The organism is Colidextribacter sp. OB.20 (genome assembly GCF_009911595.1).
Classification (GTDB): domain Bacteria; phylum Bacillota; class Clostridia; order Oscillospirales; family Oscillospiraceae; genus Lawsonibacter.
The window spans coordinates 16,880-31,744 of record NZ_QWKG01000048.1 but is presented as its reverse complement, the minus strand read 5'-3'; the positions used below and the strand labels follow the sequence as shown (position 1 = coordinate 31,744).

14 protein-coding genes are annotated in these 14,865 nt (G+C 64.7%); 6 read left to right on the top strand and 8 right to left on the bottom strand.

Translation table 11 applies throughout. The annotated features are described in order from the left end of the window. Positions 1-4,447: glucoamylase family protein (locus tag D1641_RS12375; protein WP_279285691.1), on the bottom strand; the 4,447-nt coding region annotated here is incomplete at its 3' end. A 295-nt stretch (positions 4,448-4,742) separates the two neighbouring features. Here D1641_RS12375 and ylxM point away from each other — a divergent pair. The 6 genes from ylxM (at position 4,743) to D1641_RS12345 (ending at position 8,891) form a co-directional block, all read left to right on the top strand. Beyond that, positions 4,743-5,108: a YlxM family DNA-binding protein gene (gene ylxM, locus D1641_RS12370; RefSeq protein WP_160666153.1), complete on the top strand. Its 366-nt coding sequence runs from the start codon at positions 4,743-4,745 to the stop codon at positions 5,106-5,108. Positions 5,109-5,112: 4 nt separating this feature from the next. Further along, entirely contained in the window at positions 5,113-6,483 is a 1,371-nt protein-coding gene (gene ffh / locus D1641_RS12365) for a signal recognition particle protein (RefSeq protein WP_160666151.1), read from the top strand. Between the two features lie 195 nt (positions 6,484-6,678). Next, the gene (rpsP, locus tag D1641_RS12360) at positions 6,679-6,918 is read left to right on the top strand and encodes a 30S ribosomal protein S16 (RefSeq protein WP_160666149.1); all 240 of its coding nucleotides are present in this window, start codon (positions 6,679-6,681) and stop codon (positions 6,916-6,918) included. Between the two features lie 15 nt (positions 6,919-6,933). Beyond that, entirely contained in the window at positions 6,934-7,164 is a 231-nt protein-coding gene (locus D1641_RS12355; RefSeq protein ID WP_160666147.1) for a KH domain-containing protein, read from the top strand. Between the two features lie 99 nt (positions 7,165-7,263). Beyond that, positions 7,264-7,761, top strand: coding sequence for a ribosome maturation factor RimM (gene rimM / locus D1641_RS12350; protein WP_160666145.1), 498 nt, complete (start codon positions 7,264-7,266; stop codon positions 7,759-7,761). Beyond that, positions 7,761-8,891, top strand: coding sequence for an AI-2E family transporter (locus D1641_RS12345; RefSeq protein ID WP_160666143.1), 1,131 nt, complete (start codon positions 7,761-7,763; stop codon positions 8,889-8,891). Before rimM ends, D1641_RS12345 begins: the two co-directional genes overlap by 1 nt. Before the next feature lie 54 nt (positions 8,892-8,945). Here D1641_RS12345 and D1641_RS12340 read toward each other — a convergent pair whose 3' ends face one another. The 7 genes from D1641_RS12340 to hisH form a co-directional block, all read right to left on the bottom strand. Next, positions 8,946-10,592: a methyl-accepting chemotaxis protein gene (locus tag D1641_RS12340; protein WP_160666141.1), complete on the bottom strand. Its 1,647-nt coding sequence runs from the start codon at positions 10,590-10,592 to the stop codon at positions 8,946-8,948. Between the two features lie 165 nt (positions 10,593-10,757). After that, positions 10,758-11,576 carry a histidinol-phosphatase HisJ family protein gene (locus D1641_RS12335; RefSeq protein ID WP_160666139.1) on the bottom strand — a complete coding sequence of 273 codons (819 nt, stop codon included), beginning with the start codon at positions 11,574-11,576 and terminating at the stop codon, positions 10,758-10,760. After that, a complete protein-coding gene (gene hisIE / locus D1641_RS12330) occupies positions 11,573-12,208 on the bottom strand; it encodes a bifunctional phosphoribosyl-AMP cyclohydrolase/phosphoribosyl-ATP diphosphatase HisIE (RefSeq protein ID WP_160666137.1) in 636 nt (211 codons plus the stop codon). Before hisIE ends, D1641_RS12335 begins: the two co-directional genes overlap by 4 nt. A gap of 22 nt (positions 12,209-12,230) precedes the next feature. Next, positions 12,231-12,755, bottom strand: a complete 525-nt coding sequence (locus D1641_RS12325; protein ID WP_160666135.1) for a hypothetical protein — start codon at positions 12,753-12,755, stop codon at positions 12,231-12,233. 15 nt (positions 12,756-12,770) lie between these two features. After that, on the bottom strand, positions 12,771-13,526 hold the full coding sequence (hisF, locus tag D1641_RS12320) for an imidazole glycerol phosphate synthase subunit HisF (protein WP_160666133.1): 756 nt from the start codon (positions 13,524-13,526) through the stop codon (positions 12,771-12,773). Next, a complete protein-coding gene (gene hisA / locus D1641_RS12315) occupies positions 13,520-14,239 on the bottom strand; it encodes a 1-(5-phosphoribosyl)-5-[(5-phosphoribosylamino)methylideneamino]imidazole-4-carboxamide isomerase (protein ID WP_160666131.1) in 720 nt (239 codons plus the stop codon). The genes hisF and hisA overlap by 7 nt, the downstream gene beginning before the upstream one ends. Positions 14,240-14,252: 13 nt before the next feature. Beyond that, on the bottom strand, positions 14,253-14,864 hold the full coding sequence (gene hisH, locus D1641_RS12310; protein ID WP_160666129.1) for an imidazole glycerol phosphate synthase subunit HisH: 612 nt from the start codon (positions 14,862-14,864) through the stop codon (positions 14,253-14,255). Position 14,865: the final 1 nt, after the last annotated feature.

The window sequence follows — 14,865 nt, the reverse complement described above, 5'->3', positions numbered from 1 at the left end:
GGCCGGGCAGGGCCCGCAGGCCCCCCCGGCCCAGGGCGGCGGAGCGGTCCAGGCAGGCGCTCGTCCCCTCCCCCGTCCAGGCGGCGAAGAGACAGGGGGTCTCCTCCTCCCCCCGGGGGCGGCGGCGGAACAGGGCCCCGCCCTCCTCCAGGGCGCACTCCAGAAAGAGCCGGGAGAAGGCCGGATGGGCGTCAAAATCCCGCCGGGGGCACAGGACGGGCTCCAGATAGAACAGCAGCTCCCCCTCCAGCCGCTTCTTCGCGGTCAGCTCCACCCGGCGCAGCTCCCCCCGCTCCCGCCGGGGGACGGACAGGGAAAACCGGGCGGACAGCCCCTCCCCCTCAAAGGACCAGACGGCCCCTCCGGCATGGAACTCCCAGCTGTACCGCCCCTCCCGCTGATACAGAGGGGCGGGGGTCAGCCCCACCAGGCCCTCCGGGCCGTTGAAAAAGGCGGACACCCCGGCGGGGGCGTAATACGCCCCGGGGCGGGCCAGGGTGACGGCCAGCTCCCCTGCCCGGGAGGCGGTGAGGCCGTTGTCGCAGGCCAGCACACTGTAGCTCCCGCCCCCCGCCAGGTGGCACCGGGGGGCGCGCCGGCCAAAGTCCTCCCCCCTCCGCTCCAGGGCGGGACCGGGGTTGGGCCGGGGCCGCGCGGGAAAATCCCGCTCCTCCTGCTTCATCACCGGGGCCCCCACCGGCACCCGCTCCTGGATCAGCTCCCGATAGGCGGACATGTCGCAGTCCCTCATAAACCGCTTCTGCATCACGTTGTCCCGGAGGACGTTGTCCATGGCCACCAAGCTCATCCCCAGGTGGTGGGACATATAGGAGCGGACCACCTCGTGGTCCTCTCCTCCCGCTACGCGGGCGGAGGTGTAGTCCACCGCCTCATAGAGGCCGTAGCGGCCCTCCAGGCCCATATCCCGCAGGCGGCGGAGGTTTCTCAATGCACTCCGGGGGGCCAGCAGCAGGGCCAGGAAGGAGGCGTAGGGGGCCACCACCAGCTCGGTGTCCAGCCCCCGCTTCAGGCCCAGTGCCTGGACCCCGTGGGCCTTGTACTGATAGCTCATGCCGGGGTCGAAGGCGTAGAAGCCCGACTCGGAGATGCCCCAGGGGCGCTTGGTCTTGTCCCCCCGGCGCTTCTGGGCGTAGACGCAGAAGGACAGGGTCTCATACAGGAAGGAGTTGGGCTCGCAGGGCAGGAGGAGGTTGGGCATGAAGTACTCAAACATGGTGCCCGTCCAGGAGGCCATGCCGCAGTAGTCGTTGTCCCCCAGCAGCATCCGGCCCAGCCGCCTCCAGTGGCGGGCGGGCACCTCCCCCCGGGCCACGCTGATGAAGCTGGTCTGCCGGGCCTCGCTGGCCATCAGATCGTAAAAGCCGTCGGTGAGCCGGTCCCGCTCCACCTCATAGCCGATGGAGAACAGCCGCCGCTCCTTATCAAACAGCGGGGCGCAGTCCATGGCGTCGGACAGGGCCTCCGCCCGGCGGGCCAGTACGTCCTCACCCCACTGGTACAGCCCCTCCCGCAGGGCGATCAGACAGCCCCGCAGATTGCCGCTGTCCACGGTGGACACATACCGGGGGCGGAGAGGGGCTCTGGTGGCGGTGTCGTACCAGTTATACAGGTGCCCCCGCCACTTCTCCAGCCCCTCCACCGTGTCCAGGATGCGGCCGATGAGCTCCACCGCCCGCTTTCTGGGGGTCAGGTCCAGATCGGCCGCCGCCATCACCGACAGCAGTGCCATGCCGATGTTGGTGGGGGAGGTCCGCCGGGCCAGCATAGGCCCAGGCTGCTCCTGCCAGTTGTCCGGGGGGAGGTAGCCGTCCTTCTCCCGGAGGAAGTCGGAGAAATACCGCCAGATGAGGGTGGCCTCATGGAGGAGGAAGGCCCGGTCAGCGGGGGGCAGGGCCCGTCCCCGGCGGGAGGGCCGGCTCACCGCCCAGGCCAGGGCGGGGGCCAGCAGCCAGACCACACCCACCGCCCTTCCAAAGCGCAGCTGGGCAAAAACCGCCACAAAAACCCCCGCCGCCGCGGAAAACCAGGCCTTTTTATAGTAGAAGGGAATGCTCCCCTTCCCCCTCTCCGTCTGGGCTGCGGTGACCCAGGCCAGCATGTTCCGGTGGGAGACGGACATCCGCCACAGGGCGGAGGAGATGGCCGTCAGGGAGATATAGGCCTGGTAGGGCAGGAGGATGAGCTGAATGGCGGTCTGCAAAATGGCTCCGGCCAGTCCGGCGATGACGGTGGAGTGGTATCGCCGCCGCTTGCCGGAGCGGCGGACGGCCAGCTCCGCCCCGGACAGCAGCAGGTTGGAGGCCGACGCCGCCACCGCCACGCCCCCCGCCCAGGCGAACACCCGCCCTGAGAAGCACATACCCAGTATCAGGATCAGCAGGGTAAAAACGGGACTCAAGGACCGGCGGAGATTGTCCAGAATCTTCCACCTTGCCAGGGGAGGCAGGGGGTTGTCCTCTCTCCCCCCGCGCCCGTCCGGAACACGCCTCCCCAGCCAGGGGAGCAGCTGCCAGTCCCCCCGGACCCAGCGGTGGAGACGGGCGAAATAGGCATACACCTGCCAGGGGCAGCCGTCGGTGAGCTCCACCTCCCCCAGCAGCCCCGCCCGGAGGTAGCAGCCCTCCAGCAGGTCGTGGGACAAGATGGTGTTGTCAGGAAAGCGGCTGTCCAGGCAGGCGTAGAAGGCGTCCACCGAAAAGACGCCCTTGCCTGTGTAGGTGCCCTGATCGAAGAGGTCGTGGTAGACGTCGCTGGCGGTGGCTCCGTAGGGGTCCACGCCCCCCAGCCCGCCGAAAATTTTGGCGAAGAAGGACCTGTTGGCCGCCTCCAGCTCCACCGCCACCCGGGGCTGGAAGAGGGCGTGGCCGGCAACGACCATCTTCTTTTTGGGGTCAATCACCGGCTGGTTCAGGGGGTGGAGCATAGCCCCGGTGAGCTCCCGGGCGGTGCCCACGTTGAGGCTGGTGTCCGAGTCCAGGGTGATGACGTACTTCACCCCCCGCAGCCACCGCTTCTCCCCTGCCCTGACCTCCAGGCCTGTGTGCTTTCCCTTCAGCAGCCGGACCAGCTCGGTGAGGGCTCCCCGCTTCCGCTCCCAGCCCATATACCGCTCGTCCCGGGGGCTGAAGGCGGGGGTGCGGAAAAAGAGGTAGAAGCCGCCGCCGTATTTCTCGTTGAGGGCGTCCACCGCCCGGCGGGCGCTGTCCAGCCAGGCCGCCCCCTCCCCGCCCATGGGGGTATTGCTGTCAGGCAGGTCGGCCAGGATGCCCAGCCGCAGCTCGGGGCCCGCGTCCCGGTTGGCAAGCCGGTAGCGCTCCAGCAGGGCGGCCAGCTTGGAGCCGCTGTCCTCCCCGGTGAGGAGGGAAACCACCACGCACAGGGTGCGCCCCTCCCGGGGAACACCTCCCTCCAGCTCCATCCGGGGCACCGGCCGTGGCGGGACCAGCCGGACCAGGAGGAAGTCCAGCACATTCTTTACAATGTCAGACAGGGGAAGAATGAGCAGAACGGCGGCCAGCGGAGTCCCCGCCGCCCGCCACAGGGCCAAAGCGGCCAGCAGGGACAGGCCGGTCACCGCCAGGGCGTAGCTCACCCCGGAGCGGGACCGCTCAGCCGCCCCCAGAGGCTCCCGATAGAGATACCAGCCCACATGCCGCCGGGCCTCCTGCCCCGCCCGGGCCAGCTCCAGGACGCGGCGGGCGGTCTCCTCCTCCCCCAGGCCCTTTTTTCGGGCCAGCTGGCAGACCCTCTGCCGGTAGCGGCGGCGGGTGTCCTCATCCATGCGGGGGTAGTGGCCCGAGGGGTCCTGATTCAAAATCCGCTCCACCCCGCTGGCCCCCTCCAGCAGGGCGGTCCACTCCGCCCCGGACAGGGTGCGGAAGGCGGTGAAGACAGCCTTCATCCCCTCCGGGGACACCCGGTCCTCCTTGAGGGCCTCCAAATCGCCGCACAGCCGGGCCAGCTGCTCCGTCAGCGCCCCCGCCAGAGCGGGAACCAGCAGGGACAGCTCCCGCTCGGTCAGGGGACACACCGACTGAAAGCCCTCCAGATAAATTTCCAGCCTGTCCTGGTCCAGATCGGGTACCGCCCACAGCATCCCCCGGACACAGTGCTCCAGCAGAGCGGACCCACGGCCCACGGCCCGCAGGGGCCTGCCCCCTTTCAGCGCGGCCCGGGCCCGCTCTCCCTCCCGCAGGGCCAGGTAGTGGTTGTCCAGCAGCCACTCCGCCGCTCCGGGCAGGCTGGTCTGAGAGGCGCTCCAGCAGTTCAGCGACTCCCGGGCGCGGCAGACCTTTTTTAAATCGGCCTTCAGTCCCCTGGAGAGGGCGCTGCAGGAGACGGTCCTGCCCAGCCTGATCTCTCGGGCGGCGTTGGCCGCGTACTTCTTCAAGTGGGCTGCGTCCATGGGGACATGGGGGGTATTCATAACAGAGGCCTCCTGAAAAAGGAATTTTAGGCTCCCCTCTCCGTGGGGGAGCTGTCAAGCGGAGCGAGACTGAGGGGGAACATTCCACCCCCCTCCGTCAGCAGCTTTGCCGCTGCCACCTCCCCCACAAGAGGAGAGGCTTTTTTCAAGTTTCCCCCGCCCCTGGCGGAATATACCAAAGGGAGGCCTCCCGCCGTCAAGGATTTGTACTTGACAAACGGAGCGAAATGTGGTAAAGTTCCCAATGTAAAGTTGTTCGCCTTTACATTTTTTGCTAAAGAGGGGGTCGTACTCCGTGAAAAGTCAGGCCTACCGCATGACAATGCTCTTCGATTTCTATGGCGACGTGCTCACTGACCGCCAAAAGGAGTTCTACGACCTGTACTACAACGAGGACCTGTCCCTGGGCGAGATCGCCGAGAACTACGGCATCACCCGTCAGGGGGTCCGGGATGTGATCGTCCGGGCTGAGGCCGTCCTAACCGACCTGGAGGACAAGACCGGGCTCATCAAGCGGTTTCACACCATGCGCGCCCAGCTGGAGCAGCTGCGCGGCGACGCGGTCCGGCTCACTGAGCTGGCTGCCCGGCAGGACAACGGGGAGCTGGAGGAGCTGTCCGTCCGGATTCGGGACACCGCCGAAACTCTTCTAAAGGAGTAAACCCATGGCATTTGAAGGACTTTCCGAAAAGCTCTCCGCCGCCTTCAAGAAGCTGCGGGGCAAGGGCCGGCTGTCCGAGGCCGACGTGAAGGAGGCCATGCGGGAGATTCGGCTCGCCCTCCTGGAGGCCGACGTCAGCTTCAAGGTGGTCAAGCAGTTCGTGGCTCAGGTCACCGAAAAGGCGGTGGGGGCCGACGTGCTGGAGGCCCTCTCCCCCGCCCAGCAGATCATCAAGATCGTCAACCAGGAGCTCACCGGCCTGATGGGCGGCTCGGCGGCCAAGCTGACCATCGCCTCCAAGCCCCCCACGGTGGTGATGATGGTGGGCCTGCAGGGCGCGGGCAAGACCACCAACGGCGCCAAGCTGGCCGGCCTGATGAAAAAGCAGAACGGCAAGCGGCCTCTTCTGGCCGCCTGCGACATCTACCGCCCCGCCGCCATTCAGCAGCTGGAGGTGGTGGGCAGTCAGCTGGACATCCCCGTCTTTCAGATGGGCCAGACCAACCCGGTGGACATCGCCAAGGCCGCCGTTGAGCACGCCAAAAAGCATGGCAACGACATGGTGTTCCTGGATACCGCCGGCCGGCTCCATGTGGACGAGGAGCTGATGGACGAGCTGCGGGCCATCAAGGCCGCCGTGGAGCCCACCGAGATCCTTCTCGTGGTAGACGCCATGATCGGCCAGGATGCGGTGAACGCCGCCAAGGCCTTCGACGACGCCCTGGATATCGACGGCGTTCTCCTCACCAAGCTGGACGGCGACGCCCGGGGTGGCGCGGCCCTGTCCATCAAGGCGGTCACCGGAAAGCCCATCAAGTTTGTGGGCGTGGGGGAAAAGCTGGACCAGATCGAGGTCTTTCACCCCGACCGGATGGCCAGCCGCATCCTGGGCATGGGGGACATGCTCTCCCTCATCGAGAAGGCGGAGCAGAGCTTCGACCAGAAGAAGGCCCTGGAGCTCCAGGAGAAGCTGCGGAAAAACAAGTTCACCCTCACCGACTTCTACGACCAGATGAAGCAGCTGAAAAACATGGGCTCCCTCACCGAGATCGCCGGGATGATCCCCGGGGTCAAGGCCAGCGACCTGGAGGGGGCCTCCATGGACGAAAAGCTCCTCCAGCGGATGGAGGCCATCATCCTGTCCATGACCCCCGCCGAGCGGGAGGACCCCAAGCTGCTCAACTCCAGCCGGAAAAAGCGTATCGCCGCGGGCTCCGGCACCCAGGTGGTGGACGTGAACCGGCTGCTCAAGCAGTTCGACATGCTCCAGGCCATGACAAAGCAGTTTGCCGGCGGCAAGATGCCCAGGAGTATGCGGAAAATGATGGGCAAAAAGGGCCGGGGAATGCCGAGAATGGGCGGAATGCCGTTCTAAAGCCTCCCTTTTGAAGGGAGGGGGACCGCCGCCGAAGGCGGTGGTGGAGGTTTTTCTCAACGTATCATTTTCTAGGGAAAACCCCCAGTCAGCTTCGCTGACAGCCCCCTTGCAAAGGGGGCCATTGAAAGCGTTGGCAGAGCGCTTTGTGCGCTTTCCATATAAACAAACAAATTCATTTGGAGGTGAAGATACATGGTTAAAATCAGACTGCGCCGCATGGGCGCCAAGAAGGCCCCCTTCTACCGCATCGTGGTGGCCGATTCCCGCTATCCCCGTGACGGTCGTTTCATCGAGGAGATCGGCATCTACAATCCCACTGTTGATCCCAGCATGCTGAAGGTGGACGTGGATCGGGCCCAGGCCTGGATCAAGACCGGCGCTCAGCCTACCGAGACCGTCCGCGACCTGCTGAAAAAAGCCGGCGCCCTGTAAGGCTGGAGGTACTTCATGAAAGAGCTTCTGACCTATGTGGCCCAGAACCTGGTGGAGCACCCTGAGCAGGTGTCTGTCACTGAGGTCGAGGGCGACGGCGAGACCGTCCTGGAGCTCCGGGTCGCCCCGGAGGACATGGGCAAGGTGATCGGCCGTCAGGGCCGCATCGCCAAGGAGATCCGTGTCCTGATGCGCTCCGCCGCCCAGCGGGCCGGAAAGCGCCTCAGCGTGGATATCGTCGATTGAATCAAGGGCGCAGGGAACTTCCTGCGCCCTTGGACTATGTATTTCCGCAGGGGGCGGCACGGAGACCGCCCCCGCGATCCCAAAAGGGAGGATTTTTTAATGCTGCAACAATACCTTGAGGTGGGCAAGGTCACCAACGTCCACGGCCTGCACGGCGAGGTGAGGGTTCAGCCCTGGGCGGACTCGCCGGAGTTTTTGTGTCAGTTCAAGACTCTGTATGTGGACGAGGCCCACTGGCCCATCCAGGTGGAGCGGGCCCGGGTCCACAAAAATATGGTCATTGTGAAGTTTGAGGGCCCCTGCGACGTGCCCAGCGCCCTGTCTCTGCGGGGAGCCACCCTCTACATCGACCGCTCGGACGCCCAGCTGCCGGAGGGCGCCTTCTTCCTGGCGGACATCTATGGTCTGGAGGTCCGGGACGCCGCCGACGGCACCGTGCTGGGCAAAATCGCCGACGTGCTCACCCTCCCTGCCAACAATGTCTACGTGGTCAGAGGCGGCCCCCGGGAGCTGATGATTCCCGCCGTCCCCCAGTTTATCGCGGAGACCAGTGTGGACGGGGGCTTTATCCGGGTAAACATGATGGAGGGCCTGTGATGAGGCAAGAGTGGAAAACCCCGCTGCGCTTTGGCGCTGTGCTGTTCGGGCTCTATCTGGCCATCCATTACTGGGAAAAGCTGACCGCTCTGGCCGCTCTGGCCGTCAGCGCCGGCTTTCCTCTGGTGCTGGGAGCGGTCATCGCCTACGCTGTCAACATCCTCATGAGCATGTATGAGAACTGCTATTTTCCCAGATCCCAAAGCCGGGCCGTGGTCAAAAGCCGCCGGCCGGTGTGCCTGCTGCTGTCTTACGCCAGTCTGATCGCCCTGGTGGTACTCATCATCAGGATGATTCTGCCCGAGCTGATTCAGAGCGTCACACTGCTCCTCCAGGAGCTGGTCCCCCTGCTCCAGAATCTGAGCGTCAAAATCAACGAGAACCAGGAGCAGCTGGCCGCCCTGTCCGGCCTGTTCGCCTCCGACGGCACCATCAACTGGCAGGAGCTGGCCGTCAAGGCGGTGAACTTCCTTCTCGCCGGACTGGGGGGCGTGATGGGTTCTCTGATGTCCCTGGTCTCCGCCACTGTGTCCACCGCCTTCACCGCTGTCGTCAGCATCATTTTCTCCATCTACCTGCTCATGGGCAAGGAGAAGCTGTCCTGGCAGTGCGCTCTGGTGCTGAAAACCTATCTGAAACCCGGCTGGTACAGCCGCCTGCTCTACTTTCTGGAGACCCTGCACAACTGCTTCCGCCGCTTTGTGGTGGGTCAGTGCACTGAGGCGGTGATCCTGGGCCTGCTGTGCATGGCCGGGATGCTGCTTTTCCAGTTCCCCTACGCCTCCATGGTGGGCACCCTCATCGGCTTCACCGCTCTGATTCCGGTGGCCGGGGCCTACATCGGCGCAGGGGTGGGGGCCTTTCTGATCTTCACCGTCTCCCCCATCAAGGCCCTGCTGTTTCTGGTTTTCATCTCTGTCCTCCAGCAGCTGGAGGGCAACCTGATCTATCCCAGAGTGGTGGGCTCCTCCATCGGCCTGCCCGGCATCTGGGTGCTGGCCGCTGTCACCGTAGGCGGCGGCGTGCTGGGTATAGGCGGGATGCTGCTGGCCGTCCCTCTGGCCGCCACGTTCTATCAGATCCTTCGGGACGATATGACCCGGCGGAGCCCTCCACCCCAGCCCTCATAGAGACATGAAAAACCGGCGCGGGAAGTAATTCCCGCGCCGGTTTTATATGCCTGTTCAGGCCTTCAGCTTGAACCTTCTGGTCTGCTCCTCCATCAGCTGCACCTGGCTGAACAGCTCAGAGCTGACAGCGGCGGACTCCTCGCTGCTGGCAGAGTTGCTCTGGACCACGGCGGAAATCTGGCCGATGCCCTCGGTGACCTGGGAGATGGCCTCCGCGTCGCTCTTCACCGCCTGGCTGATGACACTGATCGCCTCGTTGGACTTGGTAACCAGCTCCAGGGTCTTTCTCAGCGTGTCGGAAACCTCGTCCACGATGTGGCTGCCCCGCTCGGTGGCCTGGACGGAGTTCTCAATCAGGCCCTTGGTGGCCTTGGCCGCCTCATCAGACTTGGAGGCCAGGTTGCGCACCTCGTCCGCCACCACAGCGAAGCCCTTGCCGGCGGAGCCCGCCCGGGCGGCCTCCACAGCAGCGTTCAGAGCCAGAATATTGGTCTGGAAGGCGATGTTTTCAATGGTGGCGATAATCTTCTCAATCTGCTGAGAGGCCTCGGTGATATCCTTCATGGCGGCCACCATGTCCTCCATCTGCCGGCCGCTGACGGTCACTTGCTCGCCGGTGAGGCGGGCGTTCTCCTGGGCCTCAGCTGCGGCGGACACATTCTGATTGGCGTTCTGAGACAGGGTATCCAGGGTGGCATACAGCTCCTGGACGGCGCTGGCCTGCTCGGTGGCTCCCTGTGCCAGGTTCTGAGCCCCGCTGGACAGGTGCTCGGCGTTGCCCGATACCCGCTGCTGAGCCTGGCAAATGCTGTTGATGGTATCAGACAGTCCGGAGGTCAGCTTGTCGATGGAGGTCTCGATGGAGCGGAAGTCGCCGATAAAGGGGGTGGCAGTCTTGGTGTTGAAGTTGCCCTGTGCCAGCTGCTCCATCACCCGGTTCAGGTCCCATATGTAGCTCCGGATCAGCTCCATGGCCTTCTCCAGCGTTCCGGCCAGGTCGCCCAGCTCGTCGTCGGTCTTGTGCTCCAGCACCAGGTCCAGATTGCCGTCGTGGAGGGGCTGGACCTGCCGGGTAATTTGCAGGATGGGGGCAAGCACGTTCTTCAGCACGTACAGCACCAGGCTCATGAGGCAGAACAGGGCCAGCACCAGACAGACGGCGGTGATCGCCTGCATCATCATAATGGTGGAGTGCATCTGCTCGATACTCTCATCATTCAGGCTGGTCGCCCGTTCGATCACCTGGTCCAGCTTGCCCACCAGAGTGGTCAGGTTGGACTGGATGGTATCCTGATAGTAGCTCTGGGCCTGGGCCGGGCTGACCGACATCATGGACTGCACCTCCGCCACAGACTGGTGCAGCTGCTTATGCAGGGGCTGGATCTCCTGGCGCAGGGCCAGGATCTGGGCATCGTCGGTGCCGGCCTCGCCGTAAACCCACTGGCCCAGCACACACTGGGTATCGTCAGTGCCCGGGAACTGGCCGCCGGCGTACAGGGCCTTGCTCAGATTGCCAGACCACTTATAGTGGGCTGTCTCCGCACTCTGAGCCTGGTTGAGCACAGCGATGGTGCTGCTGCTTCTCTCCTGCATACCCTTTATCCGCAGCAGGTTGAAGGTGGTCACTCCGCTGAACAGCAAAATGGACAGCAGCGCCGCAGTAACCCGGATAAATACAGTTTTTTTGATACTCTTGCGCATAATCTACATCCTCATTTCTTTCAGCTTGTGCGTGGGGCGGACCGCGCCACCACCCAAGGATAGTTGCCTTGAGTATATCATAAACGGTTTTCAATTACAACACCTATCGCTCACTTTTAGAAAAAAGAACCGCCGGGAGGCGGTCCTTTCGCTGAGCCTTCTTTTTCACAGCGGACACTCCTCCGCTCCCCTCCGCAACAGCACCACAGAGCGGTCAAAGCCCGCCCTCCGGGCCAGCTCCGCCGCCTGGTCATAGCCGTAGACAACGCCGCCTGCGCTGTGGGCGTCGGCGGTGAGGATGATCCGCCCCCCCATGCTCCGCCACTCCTCCAGGAGGAACAGGGCCGGATAGGGGACGCTCCGGCAGGCCCGGGACATGGCCCCGGTATTGATCTCCAGCAGGGTGGCCTTCGGGTCGGCGGCCCGGAGGGCGGCCAGAGCGGCGGCCCGGTATCGGGGCGCCGCCTCGTCAAAGAAGCCGCCGTCCTCGTTGAACTTGGTGATGAGGTCGATGTGGCCCAAAATGGTGGGCCTTCGGGCCGCCATAGCGGCCGCCTCGGCGTAGTAGGCTTCCGCCATGGCCAGGCCGTCGCCCCCAAAGGCGCCGTCCCGGCAGGCGGCCAGCAGCTCCGGCTTCCAGTCCACGGTGTAAAGCCGGCCGTCCGGCCCCCGCAGCCGGTGGGCGCTGCCGATCCAGTAGTCAAACCCCTCCGCCGTCACGTCGGCGCAGCTGTCCAGCTCAATGCCCAGCAGCACGTCCATCCGTCCGGCGTACTCCTCCCGCAGGCGGAGGACCTCGGCCCGGTAGGCTGCCATGTCCGCCGGCAGGACCTGTCCCTCGTCCTCGGGCATGGGGGTATGGCTGTGGCCCGAGGCCCCGAAGGAGACCGCCCCAGCCTCAAAGGCCGCCCGGGCCATCTCCGTCAGGGTGTCCTTCCCGTCGCACAGGGTGGAGTGGGTGTGGACAGAACAGAATTTCCTCATTGCATCCGCTCCTGCTTCACCTTGTGATCCACCACGTGGCGCTTCTCCAGCTCCCGGGTGACGTCCTCCACCGGGATGCCCATCTGCACCATCAGCACCATCACGTGGTAGCACAGGTCGGCAATCTCATAGACCGTCTCCTCCCTGTCCTCCTTGCGCCCGGCGATGATGACCTCGGTGCACTCCTCCCCTACCTTTTTCAAAATCTTATCCAGCCCCTTGTCAAAGAGGTAGGTGGTGTAGCTGCCCTCCTTGGGGTCAGTTTTCCGGCCCTCAATGAGCCGGTACAGCCCCACATAGCTGAAGGCTTTCAGTTCGTCGGACAGGTGTATCCGGTTGAAAAAGCAGCTCTCCGCCCCGGTGTGGCAGGCAGGGCCGTTCTTGACCACCTCCACCACCAGGGCGTCGCCGTCGCAGTCGGCGGTGATGGACACCACCTTCTGCACATTGCCGCTGGTCTCCCCCTTGCGCCACAGCTCCTGACGGCTCCGGCTCCAGAAGCAGGTGCGGCCCTCGTCAATGGTAATGGCCAGGCTCTCCGCGTTCATATAGGCCAGAGTCAGCACCTGTTTGGTGTAGTGGTCCTGGACAATGGCGGGGATCAGCCCCTTCTCGTCAAATTTCAGCTCCATGCAGATACTCCTTTATCTTGTGTCAATCGTACTTCACCGTGTATCCCCAGCCCTCCAGCTTTCGGATCAGCTCCTCCGGCGGGTCGTGGTACATGTTGAAGAAGAGGACCTCCTTCAAATTGGGGAACTGCCTGATCTCCCGCTCCGTGATGTCCTTAATATCGAAGGCGTCTCCGTCCTCAAAGCATTCAAAGTCCCCCCACTGGGGATTGATCTGGTAGTAGACGTCCAGCTCCTCCCCCACATACAGGCCCTTGATCTCACCGGCCAGGCCAGCGGGGATTTTCAGCTCTCTGAAATACGCCTCCGCCTCCGCAATGTGGGGCAGCAGGCGGCGGATGGCCTCCTCCTCGGAGACCGTCTCCAGGTCGCCGGCATAGCGCTCCATAAACGCGTCTCCGCCCCGGTAGGGCTCGCCCAGAAGCCTCCGCTCATACATCAGCTCCTGCACAACAGCCAGCTTGAAGGGGAAGCTGTCAAACTCCAGATACCGCTCCTCCCGGGGAGCGGGCTCCGGCGCCTTTCTTCTCCAGCTGCCGAACAGCATCTCAGCACCCTCCCGTTACATTCTCATCTCCACGCCCTGCCGGCGCAGGCAGCGCTTCAGCTCCTTAATGTCCACCTGCCGGGTGTGGAAGATGGAGGCGGCCAGCCCCGCGTCGATGCCCGGGTGGGTGAAGAGCTCCGCAAAATCCTCCATGGTCCCCGCCCCGCCGCTGGCGATAATGGGCACCTTCACTCTGGCGGCCAGCTGGTCCAGCATCTCCAGGTCAAAGCCGCCCTTCACCCCGTCGGTGTCGATGGAGTTGAGGACAATCTCCCCCGCCCCGTCGTTCACGCACCGGACAGCCCACTCCATGGCGTCCATGCCGGTGTTCTCCCGGCCGCCCTTGGCGAACACCCGGAACTGGCCGTCCACCCGCTTCACGTCCATGGACAGCACCACGCACTGGTCGCCGTATTTCCGGGCCGCCGCCCTGATGACCGAGGGGTCGGCAATGGCCCCGGAGTTCACCGACACCTTGTCCGCCCCGCATTTCAGCACCCGGTCGAAGTCGTCCACCGTCCGGATGCCGCCCCCCACAGTGAGCGGGATAAAGATTTCGGAGGCCACCCGGCGCAGGATGTCGATAAACAGTCCCCGCCCCTCGGCGGAGGCGGTGATGTCATAGAACACCAGCTCGTCCGCCCCGGAGTCGTTGTAAAACCGGGCCATCTCCACCGGGTCGGCCATATCCCGCAGGCCCTGGAAGTTGGTCCCCTTGACCACCCGCCCGTCCTTCACGTCCAGGCATGGGATAATGCGCTTGGCTAGCATGTGCCCACCTCTTTTATCACAGTTTTCAGGTCCAGCCGGCCGGTGTACAGGGCCTTGCCCAGAATGGCGGCCCGGACGCCCATGGCCTCCAGCTCCCGCAGCTCCTCCAGGGAGCTGACCCCCCCGGAGGCGGTGACGCTCAGGCCCTCAATCTGAACCAGCTGGCGATACAGCTCCAGGTTGGTCCCCTGTTCCGCCCCGTCCCGGCTGATGTCGGTGTAGATGACGGTCTTGATCCCCGCGTCCCGCAGGCGGCGGCAGAAGTCCGCCCCCCGCTCCGGGGACAGCTCCTTCCAGCCGTTGACGGCCACAAAGCCGTCCCGGGCGTCCACCCCCACAGCGATCCGGTCCCCGTATTTTTGGGCCATCCGGGCGGTGAAGCCGAAGTCCTTCACGGCGATGGTGCCCAGAATGCACCGGCCCACCCCCAGGTCCAGATATTGCCGGATGCGCTCCTCGGTGCGGATGCCGCCCCCCACCTCGATGTACAGCCCGCCCTGTCTCACGATGGCGGCGATGGTCTCAAAGTTGGCCAGGGCGCCGTCCCGGGCCCCGTCCAGGTCCACCAGGTGGAGGTATTGGGCTCCGGCCTCCAGAAAGCCACGGGCAGCGGCGCAGGGGTCCTGCCCGTAGACCGTCTCCTTGTCATAGTCCCCCTGGAACAGGCGGACCACCTGGCCCCCCCGCAGGTCGATGGCTGGAAAAATCTCCATGATATCCTCCCCCTTACAGCTCGGCGAAGGCCCGCAGCAGCCGCAGCCCCGCGTCCCCCGACTTCTCCGGGTGGAACTGGACTCCCCAGACGTTCCCCCTCCGGGCCGCCCCGGTGACGGCCACCCCGCCGTACTCCGAGGCGCCCAGGACGCAGTCCCCGCAGTCCCGGGCATAGAAGCTGTGGACATAGTAGACATACTCCCCGTCCTTGAAGTACTTGAACAGAGGGTCGTCCTTCACAATCCGCAGGCTGTTCCAGCCCATGTGGGGCACCTTGAGGGAGGGATCGTTCAGGTCGGGCCGCAGGTCCACCACCTGGCCGGGGATAAGCCCCAGTCCCTCGTGCTCGCCGTACTCAAAACCCCTGTCGAAGAGCAGCTGCATCCCCAGGCAGATGCCCATGAGGGGCTTGCGCTCCGCCTCCTCCCGGAGGACGGGCACAAGCCCGGTCTCCTCCAGCTTGGCCCGGGCGTCTCCGAAGGCCCCCACGCCGGGGAAGATGATCCGGTCGGCGGCCCGGAGCCGCTCCTCTGACCGGGTCACCTCGGTCTCCAGCCCCAGTGCCTTCAAGCTGGAGGACAGGGAAAACAGATTGCCCACACCGTAATCCACAATCGCGATCATA

Bases quoted from the DNA above. Each gene is read 5' to 3' on its own strand.
- ffh (WP_160666151.1), top strand. From the start codon at position 5,113: ATGGCATTTGAAGGACTTTCCGAAAAGCTCTCCGCCGCCTTCAAGAAG.
- rpsP (WP_160666149.1), top strand. From the start codon at position 6,679: ATGGTTAAAATCAGACTGCGCCGCATGGGCGCCAAGAAGGCCCCCTTC.
- D1641_RS12355 (WP_160666147.1), top strand. From the start codon at position 6,934: ATGAAAGAGCTTCTGACCTATGTGGCCCAGAACCTGGTGGAGCACCCT.
- rimM (WP_160666145.1), top strand. From the start codon at position 7,264: ATGCTGCAACAATACCTTGAGGTGGGCAAGGTCACCAACGTCCACGGC.
- D1641_RS12345 (WP_160666143.1), top strand. From the start codon at position 7,761: ATGAGGCAAGAGTGGAAAACCCCGCTGCGCTTTGGCGCTGTGCTGTTC.
- D1641_RS12340 (WP_160666141.1), bottom strand. From the start codon at position 10,592: ATGCGCAAGAGTATCAAAAAAACTGTATTTATCCGGGTTACTGCGGCG.
- D1641_RS12335 (WP_160666139.1), bottom strand. From the start codon at position 11,576: ATGAGGAAATTCTGTTCTGTCCACACCCACTCCACCCTGTGCGACGGG.
- hisIE (WP_160666137.1), bottom strand. From the start codon at position 12,208: ATGGAGCTGAAATTTGACGAGAAGGGGCTGATCCCCGCCATTGTCCAG.
- D1641_RS12325 (WP_160666135.1), bottom strand. From the start codon at position 12,755: ATGCTGTTCGGCAGCTGGAGAAGAAAGGCGCCGGAGCCCGCTCCCCGG.
- hisF (WP_160666133.1), bottom strand. From the start codon at position 13,526: ATGCTAGCCAAGCGCATTATCCCATGCCTGGACGTGAAGGACGGGCGG.
- hisA (WP_160666131.1), bottom strand. From the start codon at position 14,239: ATGGAGATTTTTCCAGCCATCGACCTGCGGGGGGGCCAGGTGGTCCGC.
- hisH (WP_160666129.1), bottom strand. From the start codon at position 14,864: ATGATCGCGATTGTGGATTACGGTGTGGGCAATCTGTTTTCCCTGTCC.